Source organism: Clostridium paraputrificum, from assembly GCF_900447045.1.
Taxonomy (GTDB): domain Bacteria; phylum Bacillota; class Clostridia; order Clostridiales; family Clostridiaceae; genus Clostridium; species Clostridium paraputrificum.
The window spans coordinates 255550-279147 of sequence record NZ_UAWH01000005.1 but is presented as its reverse complement, the minus strand read 5'-3'; the positions used below and the strand labels follow the sequence as shown (position 1 = coordinate 279147).

The window sequence follows — 23598 nt, the reverse complement described above, 5'->3', positions numbered from 1 at the left end:
ACCTCTTATCCTAATGTTTTAGCTTTTTCAAGAGCTTCTTCTATAGTACCAACAAATAAGAATGCTGATTCTGGTATATCATCATATTTTCCATCTAAAATTTCCTTAAACCCTCTTACAGTTTCTTTTATTGGAACATACTTACCTGTCATTCCCGTAAATTGTTCTGCTACTGTAAATGGTTGTGATAAGAATCTTTGAATTCTTCTTGCTCTTGAAACTACTGCTTTATCTTCATCTGATAATTCATCCACACCTAAAATAGCAATTATATCTTGTAATTCCTTATATCTTTCAAGTATATTCTTTACATCCATTGCCACTTCATAATGCTCTTTACCAACAACTCTCGGATCTAGAATTCTTGAAGATGATTCTAATGGATCAACAGCTGGGTAAATACCTAATTCTGAAATACTTCTTGATAAAACTGTTGTTGCATCTAAGTGAGCAAAAGTAGTAGCTGGTGCTGGGTCAGTAAGGTCATCTGCTGGAACATATACTGCTTGAACTGATGTTATAGACCCATTAGTAGTAGATGTAATTCTTTCTTGAAGAGCACCCATTTCAGTTGCAAGAGTTGGTTGATATCCAACAGCTGATGGTATTCTTCCTAATAAAGCTGATACTTCTGAACCCGCTTGTGTAAATCTAAATATATTATCTATAAATAACAGTACATCTTGGCCTTTATCTCTAAAATATTCAGCCATTGTAAGTCCTGTTAAAGCTACTCTCATTCTTGCTCCAGGTGGTTCATTCATTTGACCAAACACTAATGCAGTCTTTTCTATAACCCCTGAATCCTTCATTTCATGGTATAAATCATTACCTTCTCTTGATCTTTCACCAACACCTGTGAATACAGATAATCCACCATGTTCTTTAGCTATATTATTAATAAGCTCTTGAATAAGAACAGTTTTTCCTACACCTGCTCCACCAAAAAGACCTATTTTTCCACCTTTTTGATAAGGAGCTAGTAAGTCAATAACCTTTATTCCTGTTTCAAACATTTCTGGTTCAACTGATTGATCTTTGAAGCTAGGAGCTGGTCTGTGGATTGGATATTCTTCTTTTGCATTTACATCTCCAGCATTATCCATAGTTTTTCCTAAAACATTAAATAGTCTTCCTAGTACTTCTTCACCAACTGGAACTGCTATTGGTCTACCAGTATCTACAGCTTCCATACCTCTTCTTAGTCCTTCAGTAGCTTCCATTGCTATGGCTCTTACTATATCATCTCCCATATGTTGCTCAACTTCAGCTACTAATACATCTTCTCCCATATTTATATGAATAGCATTATATAAATTAGGAAGAGAGTCTGAATTAAACTTTATATCAACTACTGGTCCTATTACTTGAACCACTTTTCCTATCTTGCCAGGCATCTAATATACCTCCTTACTATTTTTGTGCTTCTGCTCCTCCAACTATTTCTGAAATTTCTTGAGTAATCATGCTTTGTCTAATTCTATTATATCTTATATTAAGTTCTTGAATTATATCATTTGCATTGCTTGTTGCTCCATCCATAGCTTGCATTCTAGCACTTTGTTCACTGCATTTTGCACTTAACATTAAAGCCCTTAGCTTTCCTTTTAGATATATATCTAAAGAATCTGTAAGAACAGTTTTTAAATCAGGTTCTACTATTTGTTCTCCTACCTCTCCTACTGCTCTTTCAACAGGCAATAGTTTTTCGCTCTTAACTTCTTGTTTTATAGGAGATATAAATTCTGTATATACAACATTAACCTCTGAAACTTCAGCTGAAACAAAAAGCTTTAAAGCTTTTTCATAAACTAATTTAACTTCTTTTATAGTTGGTATATCAGGGATATCAACATATTCATCTATAGTTTCTAATCCGTTCCTTCTTAAATAAGATATTCCCTTACTACCTACACTAATTATTTTGCAATTATCCTTATCATCCTTGATTAAGCTATCTAAAAAAGCAACTACATTATTATTGTATCCAGCACATAATCCAGTATCAGAAGTGATTATTATATAAAGCTTATAATTACCATCATTTCCATCAAAATATGAAGTAGTAAGTTTTTCTTCTGATATTCTTGCTAAAGACTTCATGGTTTTTTCAGCTATTTCTAGATATTGCTCATTTATAGATAACTCTTTTCTACATTTTCTTAATTTAGAAGTGGCAACAAGTCCCATTGCATTTGTTATTTTCTTGGTACTTTCTACGGACTTTAATCTTCTCTTTATCTCTATAAGTCCAGCTGCTCCCATTATTCCACCTCCTAAAGAATTGCATAGCTTTTAAAAGCTATGCCTCTTGTAAAAATATCTTTTTATATTCAACGATTGTTTCTTCTAATGTTTTCTTTATTTCATCAGTTAAAACTTTTTCTGTTACTATTTTCTTTAATAATTCTCTTTGATGAGTATCCATATATTCTAAGAAACTTTTCTCAAACTTTCTTATATCACTAACTTTTATATCTGAAAGGAAGTCATTAACTGTTGCATATAAAATAACAATTTGCTTTTCAACAGCCATTGGTTCGTACTGATCTTGCTTTAATACTTCAATTAATCTCTTACCTTTTTCAAGCCTTCTCTTAGCATCTCTATCTAAATCCGATCCAAATTGAGAGAATGCTGCAAGTTCTCTATATTGCGCCAATTCTAATCTTAAAGTACCTGAAACTTGCTTCATTGCTTTAATTTGAGCATTACCACCAACTCTTGATACAGAAATACCTGCATTTACTGCTGGTCTTTGACCTTGATTAAATAAATCTGATTCTAAGAAAATTTGACCATCTGTAATTGAAATTACATTAGTTGGAATATATGCTGTAACATCCCCTGCTAACGTTTCTATTATAGGAAGAGCTGTTAGTGATCCTCCTCCATTTTCAGCTGACAACTTAGCTGCTCTTTCTAACAATCTTGAATGAATATAGAATACATCTCCAGGATATGCTTCTCTTCCTGGTGGTCTTCTAAGAAGTAATGACATTGTTCTATAAGCAACTGCATGCTTAGATAAATCATCATAAATAATTAGTACGTCCTTACCTTGATGCATAAAATACTCACCCATACTACATCCAGCATATGGTGCTAAATATTGTAATGGTGCTGTATCTGATGCTGTAGAACTTACTATTATTGTATAGTCCATAGCTCCCATTTCAGTTAATGTATTAACTATATGAGCAACTGTAGATTGTTTTTGACCTATAGCAACATAGATACAAATAACATCTTTACCTTTTTGATTTATAATTGTATCAATCCCTATAGCAGTCTTTCCTGTTTGTCTATCTCCAATTATAAGTTCTCTTTGTCCCTTACCTATCGGAATCATAGAATCTATAGCTTTAATACCAGTTTGTAGTGGTTCATTAACTGAACTTCTGTCAATAATAGATGGAGCTGGAATTTCCATTGCTCTAGTATTACTAGTTTTTATAGGTCCTTTTCCATCAATAGGATTACCTAATGAATCAACAACTCTTCCTATTAATTCTTCACCAACTGGAACTTGAACTATTCTATCAGTTCTCTTTACTATATCTCCTTCTTTGATTCCTTCTTCTGACCCTAGTAGAACACAACCTACATTGTCTTGTTCAAGGTTAAGAGCCATACCATATACATTATTAGGGAACTCTAATAATTCCCCTTCCATACAATCATCTAATCCATATACTCTAGCGATACCATCACCAACTTGGATTATTGTACCAGAATCTACTTTTTGAATATGCTTTTCATATCTTTCAATTTCTTTTTTTATAATTGAAGTAATTTCTTCTGGTTTTATATTCATGGACTCACCTCTATTCTCTCTTAAGCATTATGTCTTTCATTTCCTCTAGTTTAGATTTTATTGTTCCATCAATAACATCATTTCCAACTCTTACGTATACTCCACCTAGAAGACTCTTATCTATTTCTGTAGTCATAATAATTTTCTTATTATACTGCTTTTCAAGTTTTTCTTGTAAATTAGAAATTTCACTCTCTAATAATGGTACTGCCGTCTTCACCACTGCTGATAGAATATTTTTTCTCTCAAGATCAATCTTTTCCATTTCGTTAAGCTTTTCTCTTAAGTACAATATTCTATCTTTCTCTATAAGTATCAATAGAAATGAAAGTAATTCTTCATCTATTTTTCCTTTAAAAATATTTATAAATGTTCTCTTTTTATTTTTAGTACTTATTTGAGGATGTTTTACAACCTCATAAAAATCCTTATTATTTTCTATTAAGTCACAAATTTCTCTAAGGTCATTAATATACTCATCTACTTTGTCTTTTTCTTTGGCTACTTCATATAATGCTAAGGCATATCTCCTATCTAAATATTCATACATATTTAACTACCTACCTTAGTTATAAAATCGCCTATTAATTCCCTTTGAGTACTATCTTCAAGCTTTTCTTCTAGAGCCTTTGTAGATAATTCAATTGCTAAATTAACTACTTGTTTCTTTATTTCATATTGAGCTTTTTCTTTTTCTCTTTCTATTTCTAACCTTGCTCTATCAACTATAGCCTTAGCTTCTTTATTAGCATCATCTACAATTTCACTATATACTTTATTAGCTTTTTGTTTTTTCTTCTCTATTATCTTCTTACCTTCTTCTTTAGAAGACTTAAGAATTCGTTCATTTTCTATTAAATATAATCTTGCCTTTTGAGATTCATCCTCTGCATTTGACAATTGTTCTTGTATAAAATCTTCTCTGTCTTGTATAGCAATACGAATTTTTTCCCAAAAGAAGTGTTTAAGTATTAGTACTAAAATAAAAAAGTTTATTAACGTCATTAATAGAACTGATGGATCTATATCCATATTCTCTCAGCCTCCCTTCGGAGTCAATAATATCAACTCTTCTTAAACTATTTTATAACTATTAACATGATAGCTACTATTAACCCGTAAATAGCTGTTGCTTCTGAAAGACCTGCACCTAATATTAAAGCACTTTGAATCTTACCTGCTGCTTCTGGTTGTCTTGCAATTGATTCTGTTGCCTTTCCTGTTGCTATACCAATTCCTATACCTGCTCCAATTCCTGATAATACAGCGATACCTGCTGCAATTACTGATAAATCCATTTAAATTTCCTCCTTCAAAATTACATTCTAATGATGTTCTGCTGTCATTTTAATATTTATTATTGTTAGCATTGTGAATACTAGCATTTGAATGCTTCCATCAAATAAATCAAAGTATCCATGTGCTATAATTGGTGCTCCTATTTGAGCTAGCATTCCTATTGAACCTAAAGCTTCATAGATCATTTCTATAAGCATAGTAGCTGCCATCATATTACCAAAAAGTCTAAGGGCCAATGATATTGGCAACATTACTCTTTCCATAATATTTAATGGAAGCATCATTAAGAATGGTTCTCCCAAGCCTTTTGTATAACCCCACACACCATTTCTCTTAATTGCTGTATAGTTAATAACTAAGAATGATGTTAACCCAAGTCCTAAGGTAACGCTTAAGTTTTGAGTTGGTGGCGCGATTCCTATTATTCCCATCAAGTTAAGAACTAGTAAATATATAACTAAAGTTCCAACATAAGGAATATATCCCACATAACTTTCGCCCATATTATTTTTAACAAGTCCTTCTATAGTAGTATATAGGGTTTCTAATACTACCTGTCTCTTATCTGGCACCCTTTTAAGATTTCTTGTTAAAATATAGGCTGCGATTCCTAAAATCAGAATTACCGCCCATTGAACAATTATGTCTCTTGTAATGTTTATGGGGAAACCTCCGATATTAAAGGAAAAGATAGGTGCTACTGATTCCAACCTAAACACTTCCTTCCACTGTTAATGTACAATAAAGTCTTATTCCTTGGTCTAGTATTATTCCAACTAAATATGACAATACTAGTATAATATTGTGGATAAATGGTAATATAACTATTAATACTAAAAGAACTCTAAGAATAGATGTTGTTAAGATTAATATTTTATTTTTATGAAGCCACCTTTTAGTAGAGAATGATATTGCCAAATAATTTAGCATTCCAACTATTACACCCAAGAAAAAAACTATTGCAGGCTTAAACGAAAATACTAAGCTAATAATTAAAGACATAAATAAACCAACTAGCATATCATATTTTGTGATTTTTCGTTCCAAGTTATTCATCTCTTTACTCATTGAGCACTCCCCTCTCGCTTACCCTTATGTATTATAGCCCCACTATAAACTTTAAGAAAACCTTATTTTTACTTAAATAAACTTAAAATTGTTTAAATTTTGAATTTATACATGTAATATTAGCCATTCTCTTAACAAACATCGATAGTCTTCCTATTTTCAACAATAATACATAAATTTATTCATAATTATTCATTTGTCTTAATATTCTGAAAATTTAAATGTTATGCAAGTTTACTTGATAACATTTTCATTTAATACTTTGTTTAAATATTTTATTATATTTTCTAAATTTATTCATAGTTATAGTGTATTAACTACCATTTACTCTACCTTTTCATTATTATATTGAAATAGATTATTCCTATTTATTCATTTATTTATTTAAAATAAATGTTGCTTTCTTTAGAAATACTCCTATGATTATTTAATACATCAATATTTTTAATAGAAAATGCTCAAGTTTTTAACAATTTACTTCTTTATATATATCGAAAAATACTAGATTATGGTTATATTTTGAACTTTCTTATATACAAAAAGAATGTATTAGAATACCTCTAATACATTCCTCAAAATATGTGTATACTATACTCTTTCAACAATAAGAGCTGTTCCCATTCCGCCACCTATACAAAGTGTAGCTAAACCTCTCTTAGCATCTCTCTTTTCCATTTCATAAAGTAAAGTTGTTAATATTCTAGCTCCTGAAGCTCCTACTGGATGTCCTAAAGCAATAGCTCCACCATTTACATTAACCTTGCTCATATCAAAGTTAAGGTCTTTAGCAACCGCTAAACTTTGAGCTGCGAATGCTTCATTAGCTTCTATTAAATCCATATCTTCAACAGTTAAATTAGCTGCTTCTAATGCTTTCTTTGTTGCATGGAATGGTCCATAACCCATTATTGCTGGATCTAGTCCCTTAGAGCCATAAGAAACAATCTTAGCTAAAGGTTTAACCCCTAATTCAGCTGCTTTTTCTGCACTCATAACAACAAATGCAGCTGCCCCATCATTAATTCCTGAAGCATTACCTGCTGTAACTGTACCATCTTTAACAAACGCTGGCTTTAATTTAGCTAACTTTTCAACAGTTGTTCCGAATCTTGGGAATTCATCAGTATCAAATATTATTGGATCTCCTTTTCTTTGTGGAATAACAACTGGAACTATTTCATCTTTGAATTTTCCAGCCTTTATTGCTGCTTCTGCCTTAGCTTGTGAAGATGCTGAAAATTCATCTTGCATTTCTCTAGTTAATCCCCATTGTTTAGCTATATTTTCAGCTGTAACTCCCATATGGTAGTTATTAAATGCATCCCAAAGAGCATCTTTTATCATTGTATCAACTAATTTTCCATCACCCATTCTTTGTCCCCATCTTGCTTTATCTAAAACATATGGAGCCGCAGACATATTTTCCATTCCACCAGCAACTACGATATCAGCATCTCCTGCCTTAATCATTTGTGCTGCTAATGCAACAGTTCTTAAACCTGAACCACAAACCTTATTTATTGTCATAGCTGGTACTTCATTTGGTAATCCAGCTTTTAAAGTAGCTTGTCTAGCTACGTTTTGTCCTAGACCTGCTTGAATAACATTCCCCATTACTACTTCTTCAACTTGTTCTGGATTTATTCCTGCTCTCTTAACTGCTTCCTTAATTACTATAGCTCCTAATTCTGCTGCTGGAACATCTTTTAAAGTTCCACCAAATGAACCTAAAGCTGTTCTTGCTGCACTTGCAATAACTACTTCTCTCATTTCATATACCTCCTAAATTCAAAAAAACTCATTTATCTTTGTTAAACTATTAACACAATTACAATTATACCATTTTTCACATATTTTTCAAGGAAATTTTGTTAAATTTTAAACAAACTACCTCTTAAATTCCTCTACTTCTTTATCACTTAAATCAAAATATCGTAATATAGCATCTGCAATTCTCTCTGATGCCTTTCCATCACCATATGGGTTTACTGATTTACTCATTTTTTCATAAGCTTCTTTAATTTGAATTAATTCATTAGCTTCACTTACAATTTTATCTATATCTGTCCCAACTAATTTTACTGTACCGTATGCCACTGCTTCTGGTCTTTCTGTAACATCTCTAAGAACTAAAACCGGCTTTCCTAAGTGTGGTGCTTCTTCTTGTAATCCACCTGAATCAGTCATTACCATAAAACACTTATTCATTAAATTATGTGTTTCTTTTGTGTCTAATGGTGGCAATAAATGAATCCTATCGTTTCCACCTAATCTTTCATGAACAACATCTTTTACTACAGGATTTAAATGTACTAGATAAACTAATTCCACATCATTATTATCCTCTACAATTTTATTTAATGCTGTACAGATATTCTCTACTCCTTCTCCCCAATTTTCTCTTCTATGGGCAGTTATCATTATTACTTTCTTATTTACATAATCTATTTTATTTAATTCTTCGTTTTCAAATTTATAATCTTCCTTAACCGTATGAAGCATAGCATCTATTACAGTATTTCCTGTAATATAGATATCATTTTCGCTTATACCTTCTCTTAAAAGATTGTTTTTTGACCCCTTTGTTGGTGCAAAGTGTAAATCAGCTAATGACCCTGTTAGCTTTCTATTCATTTCTTCTGGAAATGGAAAGTACTTATCAAAAGTTCTTAATCCTGCTTCAACATGACCAACCTTTATTTGTTGATAAAATGCTGCTAATGCACCTGCAAAAGTAGTTGTTGTATCTCCATGAACTAATATCATATCTGGTTTTTCTTTTATAAAAACCTCTTCTAATCCTTCAAGCACTCTATTAGTAATACCAGTTAAAGATTGTTTACTTTTCATTATATTCAAATCAAAATCTGGCTTAATCTCAAAATACTCTAGAACCTGGTCTAACATCTCTCTATGTTGTGCAGTAACACATACCTTAGATTCTATTTCTTCTCTTTTTTCTAATTCCTTAACTAACGGTGCCATCTTAATGGCTTCTGGTCTTGTTCCAAAGATGGTAATAATCTTCTTTTTCAATTCACTTACCTCCAAATATAATTGTTAATATCCAAATTCTTTACTTATTGCTAATGAATCATCCTCATCTACCCATGATAAAACATCTATAACTCTATACTCACTTTTACTATCTCTAATAATTACATTTTCTATGCCTGAATTTATTATCATTCTTTTGCACATCGAGCAAGAATTTGCATCTTTTACATACTCTTTAGTATTAGCATCTTTACCTACTAAATATAATGTTGCTCCAATCATATCTCTTCTTGAAGCACTAATTATGGCATTAGCTTCACTATGTACACTTCTACACAACTCGTAATGAGTGCCTCTTTTAACATTTAATTTTTCCCTAATGCAAGTTTGCATATCTATACAATTCTTTCTTCCCCTTGGTGCCCCAGTATATCCAGTAGAAATTATTTCATCATTTTTTACTATTATAGATCCATAATTTCTCCTTAAGCATGTCCCTCTTTCTGCCACAGTTTCCGCTATATCAAGATAATAATTATCCTTATCTCTTCTTCTCATAACCTACTCCTTATTTACTAAATATAATTTTTATATTCTTATTAAATTATATATTAGTTTAATATCTCTGTAAATCACTGTATATTTTCACAAAAAGGTTGCGTAAATATTTATTTTGCTTGTTCCGTGACAAGCTCCAAGTCACAGAAAATAAATATATATTCCCTTAGTACTTAATCCTTGATTTTATATATTCCTAGACAGCAAAAATAAAGAGAAATTGCAAAGCAATTTCTCCCCCTTAGCTATTTAATTATCTACTAACTATTTAGTTCCAAATAGTCTATCCCCCGCATCACCAAGACCAGGAACTATATATCCTTTTTCATTTAATTGTTCATCTATTGAAGCTACGTATATGTCTACATCTGGATGTGCTTCTTGTACTGCTTTTATTCCTTCTGGAGATGAAATTAAACAAGCAAGTCTTAAATTCTTAGCTCCTCTTTCCTTTAATAAAGTTAATGCATCAGCTGCAGAACCTCCAGTTGCTAGCATTGGGTCAACAACTATTACTTCTCTTTCAGCTATATCTTGTGGTAACTTACAGAAATACTCAACTGGCTTTAAAGTTTCTTCATCTCTATATAAGCCTATATGTCCAACCTTAGCTGCTGGAATTAAACTTAGCATTCCATCTACCATACCTAATCCAGCTCTTAATATAGGAACTATAGCAACCTTCTTACCTGCTAACATCTTACATTTAGTCTTGCAAATTGGTGTTTCAATTTCTACTTCTTCCATGCTAAAATCTCTAGTTACTTCATAACCCATTAACATAGCAACTTCACTTACTAATTGTCTGAAGTCTTTAGCCCCTGTATCCTTACTTCTAATAAATGCTAACTTATGTAGTATTAGCGGATGATTGATTTCAACTACTTTACTCATTTCTTATCCCTCCAAGTTATTTATAATATTTTTTTTCAATCTCAGTTATTTTATTTATTCTTGCTAAGTGTCTATCACCTTCAAATTTAGCACCTAAAAATGTTTTTACAATATCTAGTGCTAATCCAGGTCCAACAACTCTTGCACCTAAAGCTAATATATTTGCATCATTATGCTCTCTTGTTGCATGTGCACTAAAAGTATCTGAGCATAAAGCCGCCCTTATTCCTGGAACCTTATTAGCTGCAATGCTTATACCTATTCCTGTTCCACAAATTAGAATTCCAAGATCACATTCCTTTGATGCAACAGCTTCTGCTGCCTTTAATGCATAGTCAGGATAATCACATGACTCTTTAGAATACGTTCCATAATCCTCTACATCATACCCATTATCTTTTAGGTACGATATAATCTCCTCTTTTAATTCAAATCCACCATGATCTGCTCCTAAAGCTATCTTCATAGTGCCACCTCCATTGCTATGTATATTCATAAAAAAAGAAAGAATAGGTATATACATACCTTAATCTTTCTTTATTTTTGACAATAATAAAGATACTGATTCTCTTATCTGATTGTAAGTGTTTTTATAAACAGAAACTGTGCCACCGTAAGGAGCTTTAATTTTATCCCCTACGCCAACATACTCAGATAATATAAATATCTTATTCTTATAATATTTTATTAAATGATCTCTCACATACTTAGTCATTGCTAAAACTAAGTATAATTCTTCTAGTAATTCATTCTCTATTTGTTTAGCTTTTTTATTTTTTAAATCAAGTTTAAGTCCTTTATAAATTAATTCAGCTGATTCCTTACTTATCTTGCTTCCTGGTATAATTGATATTCTAGCTGAATTTGAGGTAATATTATCATCTGTATTTAAGCTGTTAAAAACAGCTTCTGCTATAGGACTTCTACAAGTATTTCCTGTGCATACAAAGAGAACTTTCATATTTACCTCCAACTAAACATTTATAATATCAAAACCTGCAGATTTCTGTAATCTATTCATTATAGCTAAGCCTACACCTTCTTCTTCATAAGCCTCTGCAAGAATTATATCAACCTTTTTATCATCTAAACTTCTTAGTGCTTCAAATAAATTTTGAGCTACTTCAGATAGATTTTCCTTACTTCCAACTACTAGTACATCACCCAATTTATAGTAAGACGAGTTTTCCTTAGAAGATAGAATTCCAACCTTTTTACCTTCATCTATATAATTGTGTACCATCTCATTAATTTTTTCAACAGTTTTTTTTCTATTTCCTTTTATAATTTTAACTTTTGCATTTGGTGCATAATGACGGTATTTCATTCCAGGGGCCTTTGGCTTAAAATCCTCGCTTGGTTTTTGCATTATAGCTTTATCAATCTCTATATTAGGATCAATTTCTCTTAGCATCTCTAATGTTATGCCACCCGGTCTTAATACTATAGGAGGAGTAACTGTGCAGTCTACTATAGTTGATTCTACTCCTACTTCACTCTTTTCTCCACCAATAATATAGTCTACCCTTCCCATTAAATCTTCTACACATCTTTCAATATCCGTAGGGCTTGGTCTTCCACTAATATTCGCAGAAGGTGCTGCAATAGGTGTATTTGCAAGTTCTATTAGTTTCAGTGCAATGTCATTACTTGGCATTCTTATCCCTATAGTATTTAAATTAGCACTAGTTACATTAGGAATTATACTCTTTTTCTTCATTATAATAGTTATTGGTCCTGGCCAAAATTTATCCATTATCTTTTTTGCTACCTTTGGAACTTCTTCTACCAAATCACTTATTTCTTTACTTGCAACATGAATTATTAAAGGATTATCCTGAGGTCTACCTTTTGCAATAAATATTTTTTGAACTCCATTCTCATCTAAAGCATTAGCTCCCAATCCATATACTGTTTCTGTTGGAAATGCTACAATCCCCCCAGACTTTATTACTTCTGCTGCTTCTTTTATGTATATTAAATCATTTTCTAAATCATTAACTATGGCTACTTTTGTTTCCAAGTTTATTCCTTCCTTCTTTACACTAAAGTTTGTCCTCTTGCTATTTTTATATTCTGAATACATTCATCAGTATATGTAGCTCTCACACAATTTTTATATATCGTATCTAAAATCATATACTTCTTAAGGCCGCCTCTTCTTATTACTTGATAATAATATATGTTCTCTGGCTGAAGTTCTTTAATTCTCTTGTATTCCTCAGATGCTAGAGGATATCTCTTTAAAAATATAGAACCTATTGGTTTTAAGGACTTATTCTTAAAGTTTACTGTAGTTACAATAATAATATCCATATCTTCTTCCATTTTTTCAGTATGTACTAAAGCAACCTTATCACACAAAATCACACTTTCATTTGAAAGCAATCCATTCTTAAATCTTAATTTATTATTGCTACAACTATATTCTAATTTATAATAATTCATTTTATTTATAACAGCAACAAATATAAGAAATTCAATAAATAACAGATAACTTAAATAAAATGTATTATTAAGTCCAGTTAAAAATAGAATAATAGGTAAAGTAATAGCAAGAACAATCATTAAAATATAAAACTTTTTTAAGAACTTCTTTTCTCTTTTTATTGCCTTATATATATTCATACCATCCCCCACTAGCATAAAAGCCCTACATTTTTAAATGCAAGGCTTTCTTTAATATTACATATCTGTATTTCCCATTTGTTTCATTTTTTCAGCTTGATCTGCAGTTATAAGTGCATTTACCACTTCATCTATATCACCATTTAAGAAGGCCTCTAGCTTATAAAGAGTTAATCCTATTCTGTGATCTGTAACTCTACCTTGAGGATAGTTATAAGTTCTTATTCTTTCACTTCTATCCCCTGTACCAACTTGACTCTTTCTATCTTCAGCAATGCCTGCATTTCTTTCTGCTTCTGCTTGTTCATAAAGTCTAGCTCTTAATATTTTTAAAGCTTTTTCTTTATTCTTTAACTGAGACTTTTCATCTTGACATGAAACTACTAAACCTGTTGGTAAGTGAGTCATTCTTACAGCTGAGTCAGTAGTATTAACGCATTGTCCACCGTTTCCTGATGCTCTAAATACGTCTATCTTTAAATCTTTTTCGTTAATTTCTATTTCTACGTCATCAACTTCTGGTAAAACTGCAACTGTTGCAGTTGATGTATGAATTCTACCACTTGATTCAGTATCTGGAACCCTTTGTACTCTGTGAACTCCACTTTCGTACTTAAGCTTTGAATATGCTCCGTTACCCTTAATCATGAATACTACTTCTTTAAAACCACCAATGTCAGTTTCATTAGCACTCATTAATTCAACAGTCCATCTATTGTTTTCTGCATATCTTGTATACATTCTAAATAGGTTTGCTGCAAATAGAGCTGCTTCGTCTCCACCAGCACCTCCTCTAATTTCGACGAATACGTTCTTATCATCATTAGGATCCTTAGGTAATAATAAAATTTGAATTTCTCTTTCTAATTCTTCTTCTCTAGCAGTTAAATCAGAAATTTCTTCTTGAAGCATTTCTCTCATTTCTTTATCATTTTCTTCTGCTAACATCTCTTTATTAGCCTCTAGATCCTCAGTAACTTGTTTATAATTTCTATATGCATTAACTATTATTTCTAACTCGGCATGCTCTTTACAAAGCTTTCTCCATTCATTTTGATTGGCCATTATTGATGGATCACTTATCTTTACAGATAATTCATCATACTTATTTTCTATGAAAGCTAATTTATCTAATAACATGATATCACTCCGTACTTCATTTTTTCACATTTTAGTATTATATCATATAATCTTCGCTATTTTCAACAAGCAAACTTTCCTAATACTACTCTGTCTAATCCTGCTAAGTCCTTTACCACCTTAACATCTACAAATCTATTTTCTTCTAACAAGTTTTTTACACTTTCACCTTGGTCATATCCTATTTCAAAACAAAGCATTCCACCTTCTAATAAGGTTTCTTTACTTTGCTCTACAATCTTTCTATAGAATACAAGACCATCATCTCCACCACTTAAAGCAGTTTTAGGTTCATAATCCTTTACGTCTTCCATTAGTGTTTCTATTTCCTCTTCTTTTATATAAGGAGGATTTGAAACAATGATATTATATCTTTTATTTACTTTTATTACTTCATCTAATAAATCACTCTTTATAAAGCTCACCCTATCTTCTAAATTATTCCTTATTATATTCTTTTTAGTCACCTTTTCTGGAACTGGATATAAATCTATCTCATCAACTTTAATATCAGGTCTATAATGGGCTAATGAAATTCCAATTGCGCCACTTCCAGAGCATAAATCACATACTTCTAATTTTTTGTTTATAGGAATTAATTTCAGAACCTCTTCTACCAGCACTTCAGTATCACTTCTTGGGATAAGCACTCCTTCTTCTACATAAAAGTCTAACCCCATAAAATCACATTCTCCTAGTATATATCTAACAGGCATTTTATCTTGACGTTTTTTTATTAAATTAAAATATTTTATCTTATTTGAATTTGATACCTTTTCTGTAGAATTTGTAATCAAATATAATTTATCCTTTTCTAAAACTTTTCCAAGTAATAATTGTGAATCTAATCTAGATGTATCTATATCAGCATCTCCTAGTATTTTAGTCCCCTCATTTAAAAGCTCACCTATTGTCTTTTCCCTCTCTTCGATACCTTCAGCTGCTTTTAATGAAGCTATTGCAACTTCTATTTGTTTATCATCTGGTTCTCTTGTTGTTAACCCCTGAAGTTTTAGTCCTGGATAAGAAATTATTCTAGCTATAACACCATTGCTTTTACCTAACCACTTTATAATTTCATATGTTATTCCAGCTACAATTGGTATTAATAATATCCTTAATACTATCCTCTGTAAAAATCCTCCCCATCCTGTAAATGAGAAAATAAACACACTTACAAACATAATTAAAAATAAAAAGTTAGTACCACATCTTGGATGAAATCTTGAAAACCTCTTTACATTTTCAACTGTAAGTTCTTCTTCAGCCTCATAACAAAAAATAGTTTTATGTTCTGCCCCATGATATTGAAATACCCTATACATATCATCTAACTTTGCAATTCCCCATATATATATTATCAAGATTGATATCCTTATAGCAGCTTCTATTAAATTTAATAATATAGGTGAAATACCAAATCCTTTAAATATAGTTGCTATAGCTGTAGGTAATCCTATAAACAATCCAATAGCTAGTAAAAATGCTATCCCCATTGTTATACTCATAATTATATCTTCAGCTTTTTCTCCATATTTTTTTCTAAGCCATCCTTCAAACCTATCTAATAGCCTTTCAAATTTTGATTCTGGTTCATAATCTTCATCCTCTTCAATAAATGAAGCTGAATGATTTAAAGAATCCATTCCTATTTTTAATGAATCAACTAATACAAATATCCCTCTTATAAGTGGAATATTTAAGAACTTATATTTTTTAGTTAATGGTACTACTTTTTCAACTTTAACATCAATCTCTCCATCTTCTTTTCTTACTGCTATTGCCATTCCTTTAGAGCCTCTCATCATTACTCCTTCAATAACAGCTTGCCCCCCAACATCTTTTCTTTTCATATTATCACTCACTTACTTCTCTTCATTTTTATATTTATAGTAGCATTGTCCACATAAAGATTCATATTCGACATTATCTACTGTATCAATAGCTATTTGATCTCCTGAAAAAACAAATTTTCCATTAATCTTTCTACCATTTAATAAAGCTTTATTCCCACATTTACATATAGTCTTCATTTCTTCTATACTATGAGCAATTAAAAGAAGTCTTTCACTTCCTTCAAAACCTTCCATCTTAAAGTCGGTTCTTAGTCCATAGCATATTACTGGAATTTCTAAGGTAACAGCTATCTCAAATAATTGATCTATTTGATACTTTTTCATAAATTGTACCTCATCCACCAATATACAATCTAATTTTCCACTTAATTCTACATTCTCCTTAACTTCACTAAGAATACTTGTATCTTTATCTACAATCATATCAACCTTTACTTCAACACCTAATCTAGAAACAAGTCTATCTCCACCCTTTTTATCAGTAGAAGGTTTGATTAATAAAACTCTCATTCCTCTTTCTTTATAGTTATATGCCACCTGCATTAAATGAGTTGATTTACCTGAATTCATAGCACCATATCTAAAATATAACTTACTCATCTAAAATAATCTCTCCTCTTATCTTTTGTTATAAAAATTATAGCATTTTACAAATTGATTAAAAAGTACTTTTAAAAATTACCTCTTCTTGACTCGAAATATACCTTGTGATATACTCTAATAGTTATTTAAGATGTTCATATTTAGTGGACAATTTCGAAAGAGGTGAAATAAATGAGAGAAGGCATACATCCTGAATACCACCACGACGCTGTGGTTAAGTGTGCATGTGGAAATACTTTTACAACAGGTTCAGTTAAAGACGAACTTAAAGTAGAAATATGCTCTAAATGCCACCCATTCTTCACTGGTAAGCAAAAGGCTGTGAACGTCGGCGGAAGAGTTGACAAGTTCAATAAGAGATTTAACCTTAACCAAGGTAAGTAAGAAATTATGGGAAAGACTACTAGTCTTTCCCATTTTCTTTTTCTTAAAATTACTTTAACATTGAGATTTTTTACATAAATCATGTTAAACTATACCTAGGAATTATATAACATGATAAAAGCGAGTGAATTAAATGAAAAAAATTTTAATCTTAACTACTTCTACAGGTCAAGGGCATAATCAAGCTGCAAATTCATTATTAGAAACTTTTGAATCTGAAGGCTTTACATGTATTAAGCATGACTTCCTTGAAGGCAATAATAAGTTTCTAAATGACATTATAGTTCAAGGTTATGAAATATCTGCATCAAAGTTTCCTAAGATATATGGCTGGGCTTATAAATTAACTGACCATAAATTTATATATAAGTTTTTACCTTTAGTTTTTAGAGGAACAGATAAAAAATTAAGCAAACTCATTCAAGATAAAAAACCTGATATAATAATTGGTACTCATCCTTTTACCGTTAACATAATATCTAGATTAAAGAAAAAAGGTATGAAGATACCATTTATCTCTGTGGTTACTGATTTCAAAGCACACTATACATATATTCATCCATCTGTTGATGCCTATATAACTGGTAGTAAATTTACTAAGAACTCTCTTATAGAACAGGGTATAGATTCTTCAAAGATTTTTCCTTATGGTATACCTATACGAGAAAGTTTCTTTGAAAGAAATGAAACGATACCTGAAATTAAAGATGATGAGTACTTCAATTTATTATTAATGAGCGGCAGTATGGGATTAAAAAATATATCTTATGTCTTAGATGAGCTTTTAAATAATAAACATAAATTAAGAATAACAGTTGTATGTGGAAAAAATAAAAAACTAAAATACTCTTTATTAAAGAAATCTCAAAACACTTATATAGATAAGAAACTTCATATTTTAGGCTTTTCAAATGATATAGCTTCATTTATGGAATATTCAGATTTAATAATTTCAAAACCTGGTGGGCTTACTGTAAGTGAAGCAATAGTAAAAAATCTTCCTTTAATAATTCCATTTGCAATTCCTGGACAAGAAATGGAGAATACTGAATTTTTAACATCTAATGGATATGCATATTATATAAATAATGTTAAAGAAATTAATAATCTCATAGATATGTTAATTGATAATCCTAAATATTTAATTGATGCTAAAAAAAATTTAAAAGAATTAGCTTCTACCTATACAATAAAAGCAATAGTAGATTTAGCTAACAATCTTATAGAAAAAAAAATAACTGGAAACTAAGTTTCCAGTTATTTTTTATTTCTTATCTATATCACTTTTTTCAAATATACGTATAAATTCTTTATTGTTTTTTGTTTTGGATAACATATTAATTAGCTTCTCTGTTATATTCTCAATATTTCCATCTCTGTACATAACTTTTCTAATTGAATATGCCACTTCTTTTTCTTCATCTGTTAATAATAGATCTTCTTTTCTTGTACCAGACTTATAAATATCTATAGCAGGGAATATTCTTCTCTCTTGAAGCTTTCTATCTAAGTGTACTTCCATATTACCAGTACCCTTAAATTCTTCAAATATCATATCATCCATTCTTGAACCTGTATCAACAAGTGCTGTAGCTAATATTGTTAAGCTACCGCCTCCTTCTATATTTCTAGCAGCTCCGAAGAACTTCTTAGGCATAATTAATGCTCCTGGATCTAACCCACCTGATAAAGTTCTTCCTGTTGGAGTAATAGTTAAGTTATATGCTCTTGATAACCTTGTTAAAGAATCCAATAGGATTACGACATCCTTACCTTGCTCAACTATTCTCTTAGCTCTTTCTAAAACTATTTGTGATACTTTTGCATGATTTTGCGGTTCTTCATCAAATGTAGAATAAATTACCTCTCCATTTATACTTCTTTGCATATCAGTAACTTCTTCTGGCCTTTCATCTATAAGTAACACTATCAATACAACTTCTGGGTTATTATTAGTTATACTTTGAGCAATCTTTTTTAAAAGTGTAGTTTTACCTGCCTTAGGAGGTGCTACGATTATTCCTCTTTGTCCTTTACCGATAGGACATATTATATCCATCATTCTAGATGATAAATCTAAAGGATTACTTCCCTCTAATCTAATTCTTTCTGCTGGATATATTGGAACTAAATTTTCAAAAGCTCTTCTTCCTATAGCCTTCTCAGGATGTTCTCCATTTACCTTTTCAACGTATAATAAAGCTTTAAACTTTTCTCCCTCTTTAGCTTCTCTAACCTTCCCAATAACTTCATCTCCAGTTTTCAGGTTAAATCTTCTTATTTGGGATGGAGAAACATATATATCTTCACTACTTGTTAAATAATTTTTACATCTTAAAAATCCAAAATTATTATTTTCTAATATTTCAAGTATTCCTCTAGCCATATGAGAATCATTTATCATAGCTTTCAGCTCTTCTTTTTTCTCACTACTTCTTACTTCTTCCCTATTAGTACTATTAACAACATTATTTTTAGGAGAAATCTTCTCTCTTAAAACTACCCCATCCTTTTTTATTGCATGAGCTTTTGTTGCTATTATTTGATCTATAAGTTCACTCTTTTTTAACTTTGATATGTTCTTAATTTCTAATGACTTAGCCACTTCTTTTAACTCTACTAAAGTCATATCCTCGTATTGTTCTTTGGTCAAATTGACACCTCCAAAAATATAAAATTATTAATAACTTAGTGAAAATAATTTCGAATGCACTTGAGATGAAAATAGATATGCATCTACGATTATAAAATAATTATATCATTAATGGCTATTTTAACAAGTCTTCTTCCATTTCAAAAAACTTTTTTCTAAAGTCTCTATTTATTAATAATTTTTCCTCTGCTCTTCTCACATTATTAGTTATAGTTCTTTTATTCTTAACATTAAATACTTCTTTAACTTTTTCTTGATCCATACATTTATATTTCTTTAGTAATAATAATAGTAAGTATTTATTATCTCTTTCTTCTAGAAGCTTTATCAAATCATCTGTACTCATCCCATAATACGTACATATTACATGTAATATTTTTAAATACCTATCTTCTAAACTCATAATAAACACCACCCTTACAATTATCACCTATAAGAAATTATTTCCATTTAATATAAATACTAATCACTATAAAAGACTTTTATATATTTTTGTCAATAAAAAAGGTGAGTGAATATTTATTTTACTCGTTCCGTCGCAAGCTCCAAGTCATAAAAAAGAAAAGTTAATTAAAATTTTATAACTGGTCTAGATACTAAAAAAGAGAAATTGCACAAACAATTTCTCCATATATATTACCTTACTTATTAGCCCTTACATTTAATGATAAAGAGGTTGTTAAAACTTCTTGACCTGCAATAGCCATATCATAGTCTATTTTAATATTCCCCCCATTATCATTAACTTCAACGTTTAATTTCTTTGTGTTAATTGTTATTTCCATCATTCCATAAGGAGTATTGTATAAAGATACTGAAGGTTCCTTTTCATTAAACAACATCTTTGTGCTAGTTGTTCCTTCCCTCTCTAATAATACTTCCTTATCTTTTATTGTTAAAATTGTAGTTGTTCCTTCCATACCAGATATCTCTGTTTCTTCATAAACAGCTTTATATCCGCTATCCATTTTTATGTACTTTCCTGGAGAAACTACTTCAATAACGTCTCCATCTTCCATACTAGCATTACTGACTATACTTATAATCGCTTTCTTTTCCATATGTTCCTCCTATTAAAGCAAATACTTAGAAACTTCTTCTTCAGTTGCTGGCTTTACTCTCAACTCATTTTTAAATGGAGTACCAAAGTTTCCAAACTTAACATCCACTTCAGCTTCATCTCTTCCTTTACTATATCTTGAAACTAACTTACATGCTAGCTCTTTATCTTCGTCCTTTGCATCACCATGAATTATTGCCATAGCTCCATTAAAATGTGATGGTAAAAACACTAAATCTTCCTTACTTAATATTTTCTTTATTTCAGTTCCTTCTTCTGCAGTTCTAGTAACAATTATTTTAACATTATTAGAAGATATAAAATGTCTACCAAATCTTAATAAATCTATCTCCTTTTGAGTTAGATTTTCGTTTCTATTTAAAGCATCTCTTAATCTAAGAGAATAGTTAGGTTCTGTAAGTTTACAACCACCAGCAGGAGATGGATATTCCTTTATCCCCCACTTTTCTGCTAATTCCATTTGTGGTTTTCTGCTTCTACCAGAAATCTTTAATAACTTTTCTCTATCAACTAATCCATTAATCTCCATCTCTGTTGGATCAAGGTTCAAAGCACATAATGGTCTTAATATTTTATTTGAAAATCCTGATTCCTTTTTAACTATATTTAAAGCTTGTCTATTTTGAGACATAGGTCTTTGATTCAATACTTCTCCAGTTATTATAAAATCAGCATTAAACTCTTCTAATAATCTTCCTGAATGTTTCATCATTAAAGAATGACAATCAATACATGGATTCATATTTTTCCCCCATCCATGCTTTGGATTCTTCACCACTTCAAATTGCTCTTCTGAAAAATCTACAACCTCAAGTCTGATTCCTATTTGCTTTGTCATCTTTATTGCATTTTCTTCATTAAAGAAATATGATTTAAAGCATATTCCTATCACTTCTATACCTTGATCTTTTATTAACTTTGCAGCTAGAATACTATCCAAACCACCTGAAATCATTGCTAATGCTCTAGTCATATTCTTTTCCTCCTAAAACTTTATTCAAATTATAGTTTATGATTATTACATTTATTAATCAAGTGGTAATTTATTTTTATTGTAATTTTACCCAAATATACTTTTAAAAAACTCCACTATCCTAAACTTGATTACAGGTTTATCTTCTTCTGTTTCCTCTGTTTTCTTATCACTTAATATTTGAGAATCTAAAGTTTCCTTACTCTTATCTTCTTCCACCTTTCCTTTAGTGACATCTATAAAACATAAAGGTGGAAACATAACACACCACCAGTTCTTCCCTTGTCCACTTCCTATAATAATTCTAAAAGCTTCATATCGACCTTGAGGTAAAGTTATATTACCATAAGACTTCTCTGGAAAATTCTCATGAGATAACTCAATTTTAACATTATAATTATAGCCATTATCAGTTATTACTTTATTGGCAATTTCTTTTACCTTATTTTCATTTTCTAAAAGGATACTTCTTGATTTTTCTATTGAATCAGAGTCCTTCAAATATGGATATAAATAATTAATAACCTCATCCCTAACCTTTAGCTTTAAACTCTGATCCTCATCAGTATCACTATTTGCTATTACATGAAACCTTATTAATGTATCCTTTACATCCTCATAATTATATACAGTTTGTCCATCTTTATCATAGTCTAAATTTGTACATCCACTTATAATGCTTGTACATAAAATAATTAACAAGACTAAAGTAATTCTCTTTTTCATAATAAAAAACCTCCTTATGGTTTAAATTGTTGCCATAAGAAGATTTTTTATACACATTTATACGGTTCTTGTTATAAAAGTATCATTATATTTCTTTTTCATTTCATCATAACATCTTTGTGCTTTCATCATATCATCAAAGAATGCAAAAACTGTTGGCCCACTACCACTCATCATTGCCTTTATAGCTCCTAAAGACTCCATTTCTGATTTTATAGAAGAAATAACCTTATGTTTTTTTAATGTTACATTTTCTAGTAAGTTCTTCATATTTTTTGCTACTTCATATAAGTTATCTTCATTCATATAAGCAATAACTTTATCAGTTTCAGGATGATTTTTAACTCTACCTAAGTCAAAATTCTTATATACCTCTTTAGTAGAAACACCAAATGGTGGCTTAACCAAAACAATTATATGATTTTTAAATGGTTTAAGAGTAGTTAACACTTCCCCTATACCTTCACAAAGAGCTGTTCCACCATCAATACAATAAGGAACATCTGCACCTAATTTCACTCCCAATTCCATTAGTTTTTCATTATCTGCATTCACTTGAAATAACTTATTCATTATTTTTAATACAGCTGCGCAGTCTGTACTACCACCTGCAAGGCCTGCAGCTACGGGTATATTCTTTTTTATATTTATTGATACCCCTGACGTAATATTAAATGTATCTTTAAATAGTTTAGCTGCTTTATATGCTAAATTTCTTTCATCTGTTGGAACATAAGGCTTATTACATGTAATTTCAATTCCACTTTTTATTTTTTCTATTGTTATAACATCATAAATATCAATATTTTGCATTATCATTTTCAGCAAATGATATCCGTCTTCTCTTTTCCCCACAACGTCCAAGGTAATATTAACTTTCGCATAAGCCTTTTCTCTCATGTGCTTCTTTCCTTTCTCCTA

The 23598-nt window shown here is 30.6% G+C and carries 27 protein-coding genes; 2 read left to right on the top strand and 25 right to left on the bottom strand.

Features of this window, described 5'->3' with window-relative positions:
- Window positions 1-5 precede the first annotated feature (5 nt).
- The 19 genes from atpD to DR024_RS01290 form a co-directional block, all read right to left on the bottom strand.
- A complete protein-coding gene (gene atpD, locus DR024_RS01380; protein ID WP_027097059.1) occupies window positions 6-1397 on the bottom strand; it encodes a F0F1 ATP synthase subunit beta in 1392 nt (463 codons plus the stop codon).
- Window positions 1398-1413: 16 nt separating this feature from the next.
- Window positions 1414-2265 (bottom strand): ATP synthase F1 subunit gamma, encoded by an 852-nt coding sequence (atpG, locus tag DR024_RS01375; protein WP_027097060.1) that lies wholly within the window; start codon window positions 2263-2265, stop codon window positions 1414-1416.
- 37 nt (window positions 2266-2302) lie between these two features.
- Entirely contained in the window at window positions 2303-3817 is a 1515-nt protein-coding gene (gene atpA / locus DR024_RS01370; protein ID WP_027097061.1) for a F0F1 ATP synthase subunit alpha, read from the bottom strand.
- Between the two features lie 10 nt (window positions 3818-3827).
- Entirely contained in the window at window positions 3828-4367 is a 540-nt protein-coding gene (locus tag DR024_RS01365; RefSeq protein ID WP_027097062.1) for a F0F1 ATP synthase subunit delta, read from the bottom strand.
- A 2-nt stretch (window positions 4368-4369) separates the two neighbouring features.
- Window positions 4370-4849: a F0F1 ATP synthase subunit B gene (locus tag DR024_RS01360; RefSeq protein ID WP_027097063.1), complete on the bottom strand. Its 480-nt coding sequence runs from the start codon at window positions 4847-4849 to the stop codon at window positions 4370-4372.
- A gap of 47 nt (window positions 4850-4896) precedes the next feature.
- Complete coding sequence (gene atpE / locus DR024_RS01355; RefSeq protein WP_027097064.1) at window positions 4897-5115, bottom strand: ATP synthase F0 subunit C; 219 nt, start codon at window positions 5113-5115, stop codon at window positions 4897-4899.
- A 27-nt stretch (window positions 5116-5142) separates the two neighbouring features.
- A complete protein-coding gene (locus tag DR024_RS01350; RefSeq protein WP_027097065.1) occupies window positions 5143-5826 on the bottom strand; it encodes a F0F1 ATP synthase subunit A in 684 nt (227 codons plus the stop codon).
- A 1-nt stretch (window position 5827) separates the two neighbouring features.
- Window positions 5828-6184 (bottom strand): hypothetical protein, encoded by a 357-nt coding sequence (locus DR024_RS01345; protein ID WP_027097066.1) that lies wholly within the window; start codon window positions 6182-6184, stop codon window positions 5828-5830.
- 588 nt (window positions 6185-6772) lie between these two features.
- Window positions 6773-7954: an acetyl-CoA C-acetyltransferase gene (locus DR024_RS01340; RefSeq protein ID WP_027097067.1), complete on the bottom strand. Its 1182-nt coding sequence runs from the start codon at window positions 7952-7954 to the stop codon at window positions 6773-6775.
- Window positions 7955-8071: 117 nt separating this feature from the next.
- Window positions 8072-9220, bottom strand: a complete 1149-nt coding sequence (wecB, locus tag DR024_RS01335; protein WP_271815509.1) for a non-hydrolyzing UDP-N-acetylglucosamine 2-epimerase — start codon at window positions 9218-9220, stop codon at window positions 8072-8074.
- Window positions 9221-9244: 24 nt separating this feature from the next.
- Window positions 9245-9739 carry a deoxycytidylate deaminase gene (locus tag DR024_RS01330; RefSeq protein ID WP_027097069.1) on the bottom strand — a complete coding sequence of 165 codons (495 nt, stop codon included), beginning with the start codon at window positions 9737-9739 and terminating at the stop codon, window positions 9245-9247.
- A gap of 264 nt (window positions 9740-10003) precedes the next feature.
- On the bottom strand, window positions 10004-10633 hold the full coding sequence (gene upp, locus DR024_RS01325; RefSeq protein WP_027097070.1) for a uracil phosphoribosyltransferase: 630 nt from the start codon (window positions 10631-10633) through the stop codon (window positions 10004-10006).
- 16 nt (window positions 10634-10649) lie between these two features.
- Window positions 10650-11099 carry a ribose 5-phosphate isomerase B gene (gene rpiB / locus DR024_RS01320; RefSeq protein ID WP_027097071.1) on the bottom strand — a complete coding sequence of 150 codons (450 nt, stop codon included), beginning with the start codon at window positions 11097-11099 and terminating at the stop codon, window positions 10650-10652.
- A gap of 60 nt (window positions 11100-11159) precedes the next feature.
- The gene (locus DR024_RS01315; protein WP_027097072.1) at window positions 11160-11594 is read right to left on the bottom strand and encodes an arsenate reductase/protein-tyrosine-phosphatase family protein; all 435 of its coding nucleotides are present in this window, start codon (window positions 11592-11594) and stop codon (window positions 11160-11162) included.
- A gap of 12 nt (window positions 11595-11606) precedes the next feature.
- Window positions 11607-12656, bottom strand: a complete 1050-nt coding sequence (locus DR024_RS01310; RefSeq protein WP_027097073.1) for an L-threonylcarbamoyladenylate synthase — start codon at window positions 12654-12656, stop codon at window positions 11607-11609.
- Between the two features lie 17 nt (window positions 12657-12673).
- Window positions 12674-13261, bottom strand: a complete 588-nt coding sequence (locus DR024_RS01305; protein ID WP_027097074.1) for a hypothetical protein — start codon at window positions 13259-13261, stop codon at window positions 12674-12676.
- A gap of 57 nt (window positions 13262-13318) precedes the next feature.
- On the bottom strand, window positions 13319-14401 hold the full coding sequence (gene prfA / locus DR024_RS01300; RefSeq protein WP_027097075.1) for a peptide chain release factor 1: 1083 nt from the start codon (window positions 14399-14401) through the stop codon (window positions 13319-13321).
- 62 nt (window positions 14402-14463) lie between these two features.
- The gene (gene prmC / locus DR024_RS01295) at window positions 14464-16254 is read right to left on the bottom strand and encodes a peptide chain release factor N(5)-glutamine methyltransferase (RefSeq protein ID WP_055184124.1); all 1791 of its coding nucleotides are present in this window, start codon (window positions 16252-16254) and stop codon (window positions 14464-14466) included.
- A 12-nt stretch (window positions 16255-16266) separates the two neighbouring features.
- Window positions 16267-16857, bottom strand: coding sequence for a thymidine kinase (locus DR024_RS01290; protein ID WP_111918070.1), 591 nt, complete (start codon window positions 16855-16857; stop codon window positions 16267-16269).
- 174 nt (window positions 16858-17031) lie between these two features.
- On the opposite strand from DR024_RS01290, the gene rpmE reads away from it, so the two are divergent.
- Both rpmE and DR024_RS01280 read left to right on the top strand, forming a co-directional pair.
- On the top strand, window positions 17032-17244 hold the full coding sequence (gene rpmE / locus DR024_RS01285) for a 50S ribosomal protein L31 (RefSeq protein ID WP_027097078.1): 213 nt from the start codon (window positions 17032-17034) through the stop codon (window positions 17242-17244).
- Window positions 17245-17377: 133 nt separating this feature from the next.
- Window positions 17378-18493, top strand: coding sequence for an MGDG synthase family glycosyltransferase (locus DR024_RS01280; RefSeq protein ID WP_027097079.1), 1116 nt, complete (start codon window positions 17378-17380; stop codon window positions 18491-18493).
- Window positions 18494-18508: 15 nt separating this feature from the next.
- Here the strand turns inward: DR024_RS01280 and rho are convergent, their stop codons facing one another.
- The 6 genes from rho to ispE form a co-directional block, all read right to left on the bottom strand.
- Window positions 18509-19897: a transcription termination factor Rho gene (rho, locus tag DR024_RS01275; protein WP_027097080.1), complete on the bottom strand. Its 1389-nt coding sequence runs from the start codon at window positions 19895-19897 to the stop codon at window positions 18509-18511.
- Window positions 19898-20012: 115 nt separating this feature from the next.
- Window positions 20013-20300 (bottom strand): hypothetical protein, encoded by a 288-nt coding sequence (locus DR024_RS01270; RefSeq protein WP_055184063.1) that lies wholly within the window; start codon window positions 20298-20300, stop codon window positions 20013-20015.
- A gap of 238 nt (window positions 20301-20538) precedes the next feature.
- Window positions 20539-20958, bottom strand: a complete 420-nt coding sequence (locus tag DR024_RS01265; RefSeq protein ID WP_027097082.1) for a YwiB family protein — start codon at window positions 20956-20958, stop codon at window positions 20539-20541.
- A gap of 12 nt (window positions 20959-20970) precedes the next feature.
- Window positions 20971-21951, bottom strand: a complete 981-nt coding sequence (locus tag DR024_RS01260) for a queuosine synthesis (protein ID WP_027097083.1) — start codon at window positions 21949-21951, stop codon at window positions 20971-20973.
- An 87-nt stretch (window positions 21952-22038) separates the two neighbouring features.
- Complete coding sequence (gene spoIIR, locus DR024_RS01255; protein ID WP_027097084.1) at window positions 22039-22677, bottom strand: stage II sporulation protein R; 639 nt, start codon at window positions 22675-22677, stop codon at window positions 22039-22041.
- Window positions 22678-22734: 57 nt separating this feature from the next.
- Entirely contained in the window at window positions 22735-23577 is an 843-nt protein-coding gene (gene ispE, locus DR024_RS01250) for a 4-(cytidine 5'-diphospho)-2-C-methyl-D-erythritol kinase (RefSeq protein WP_055253223.1), read from the bottom strand.
- Between the last annotated feature and the right edge of the window lie 21 nt (window positions 23578-23598).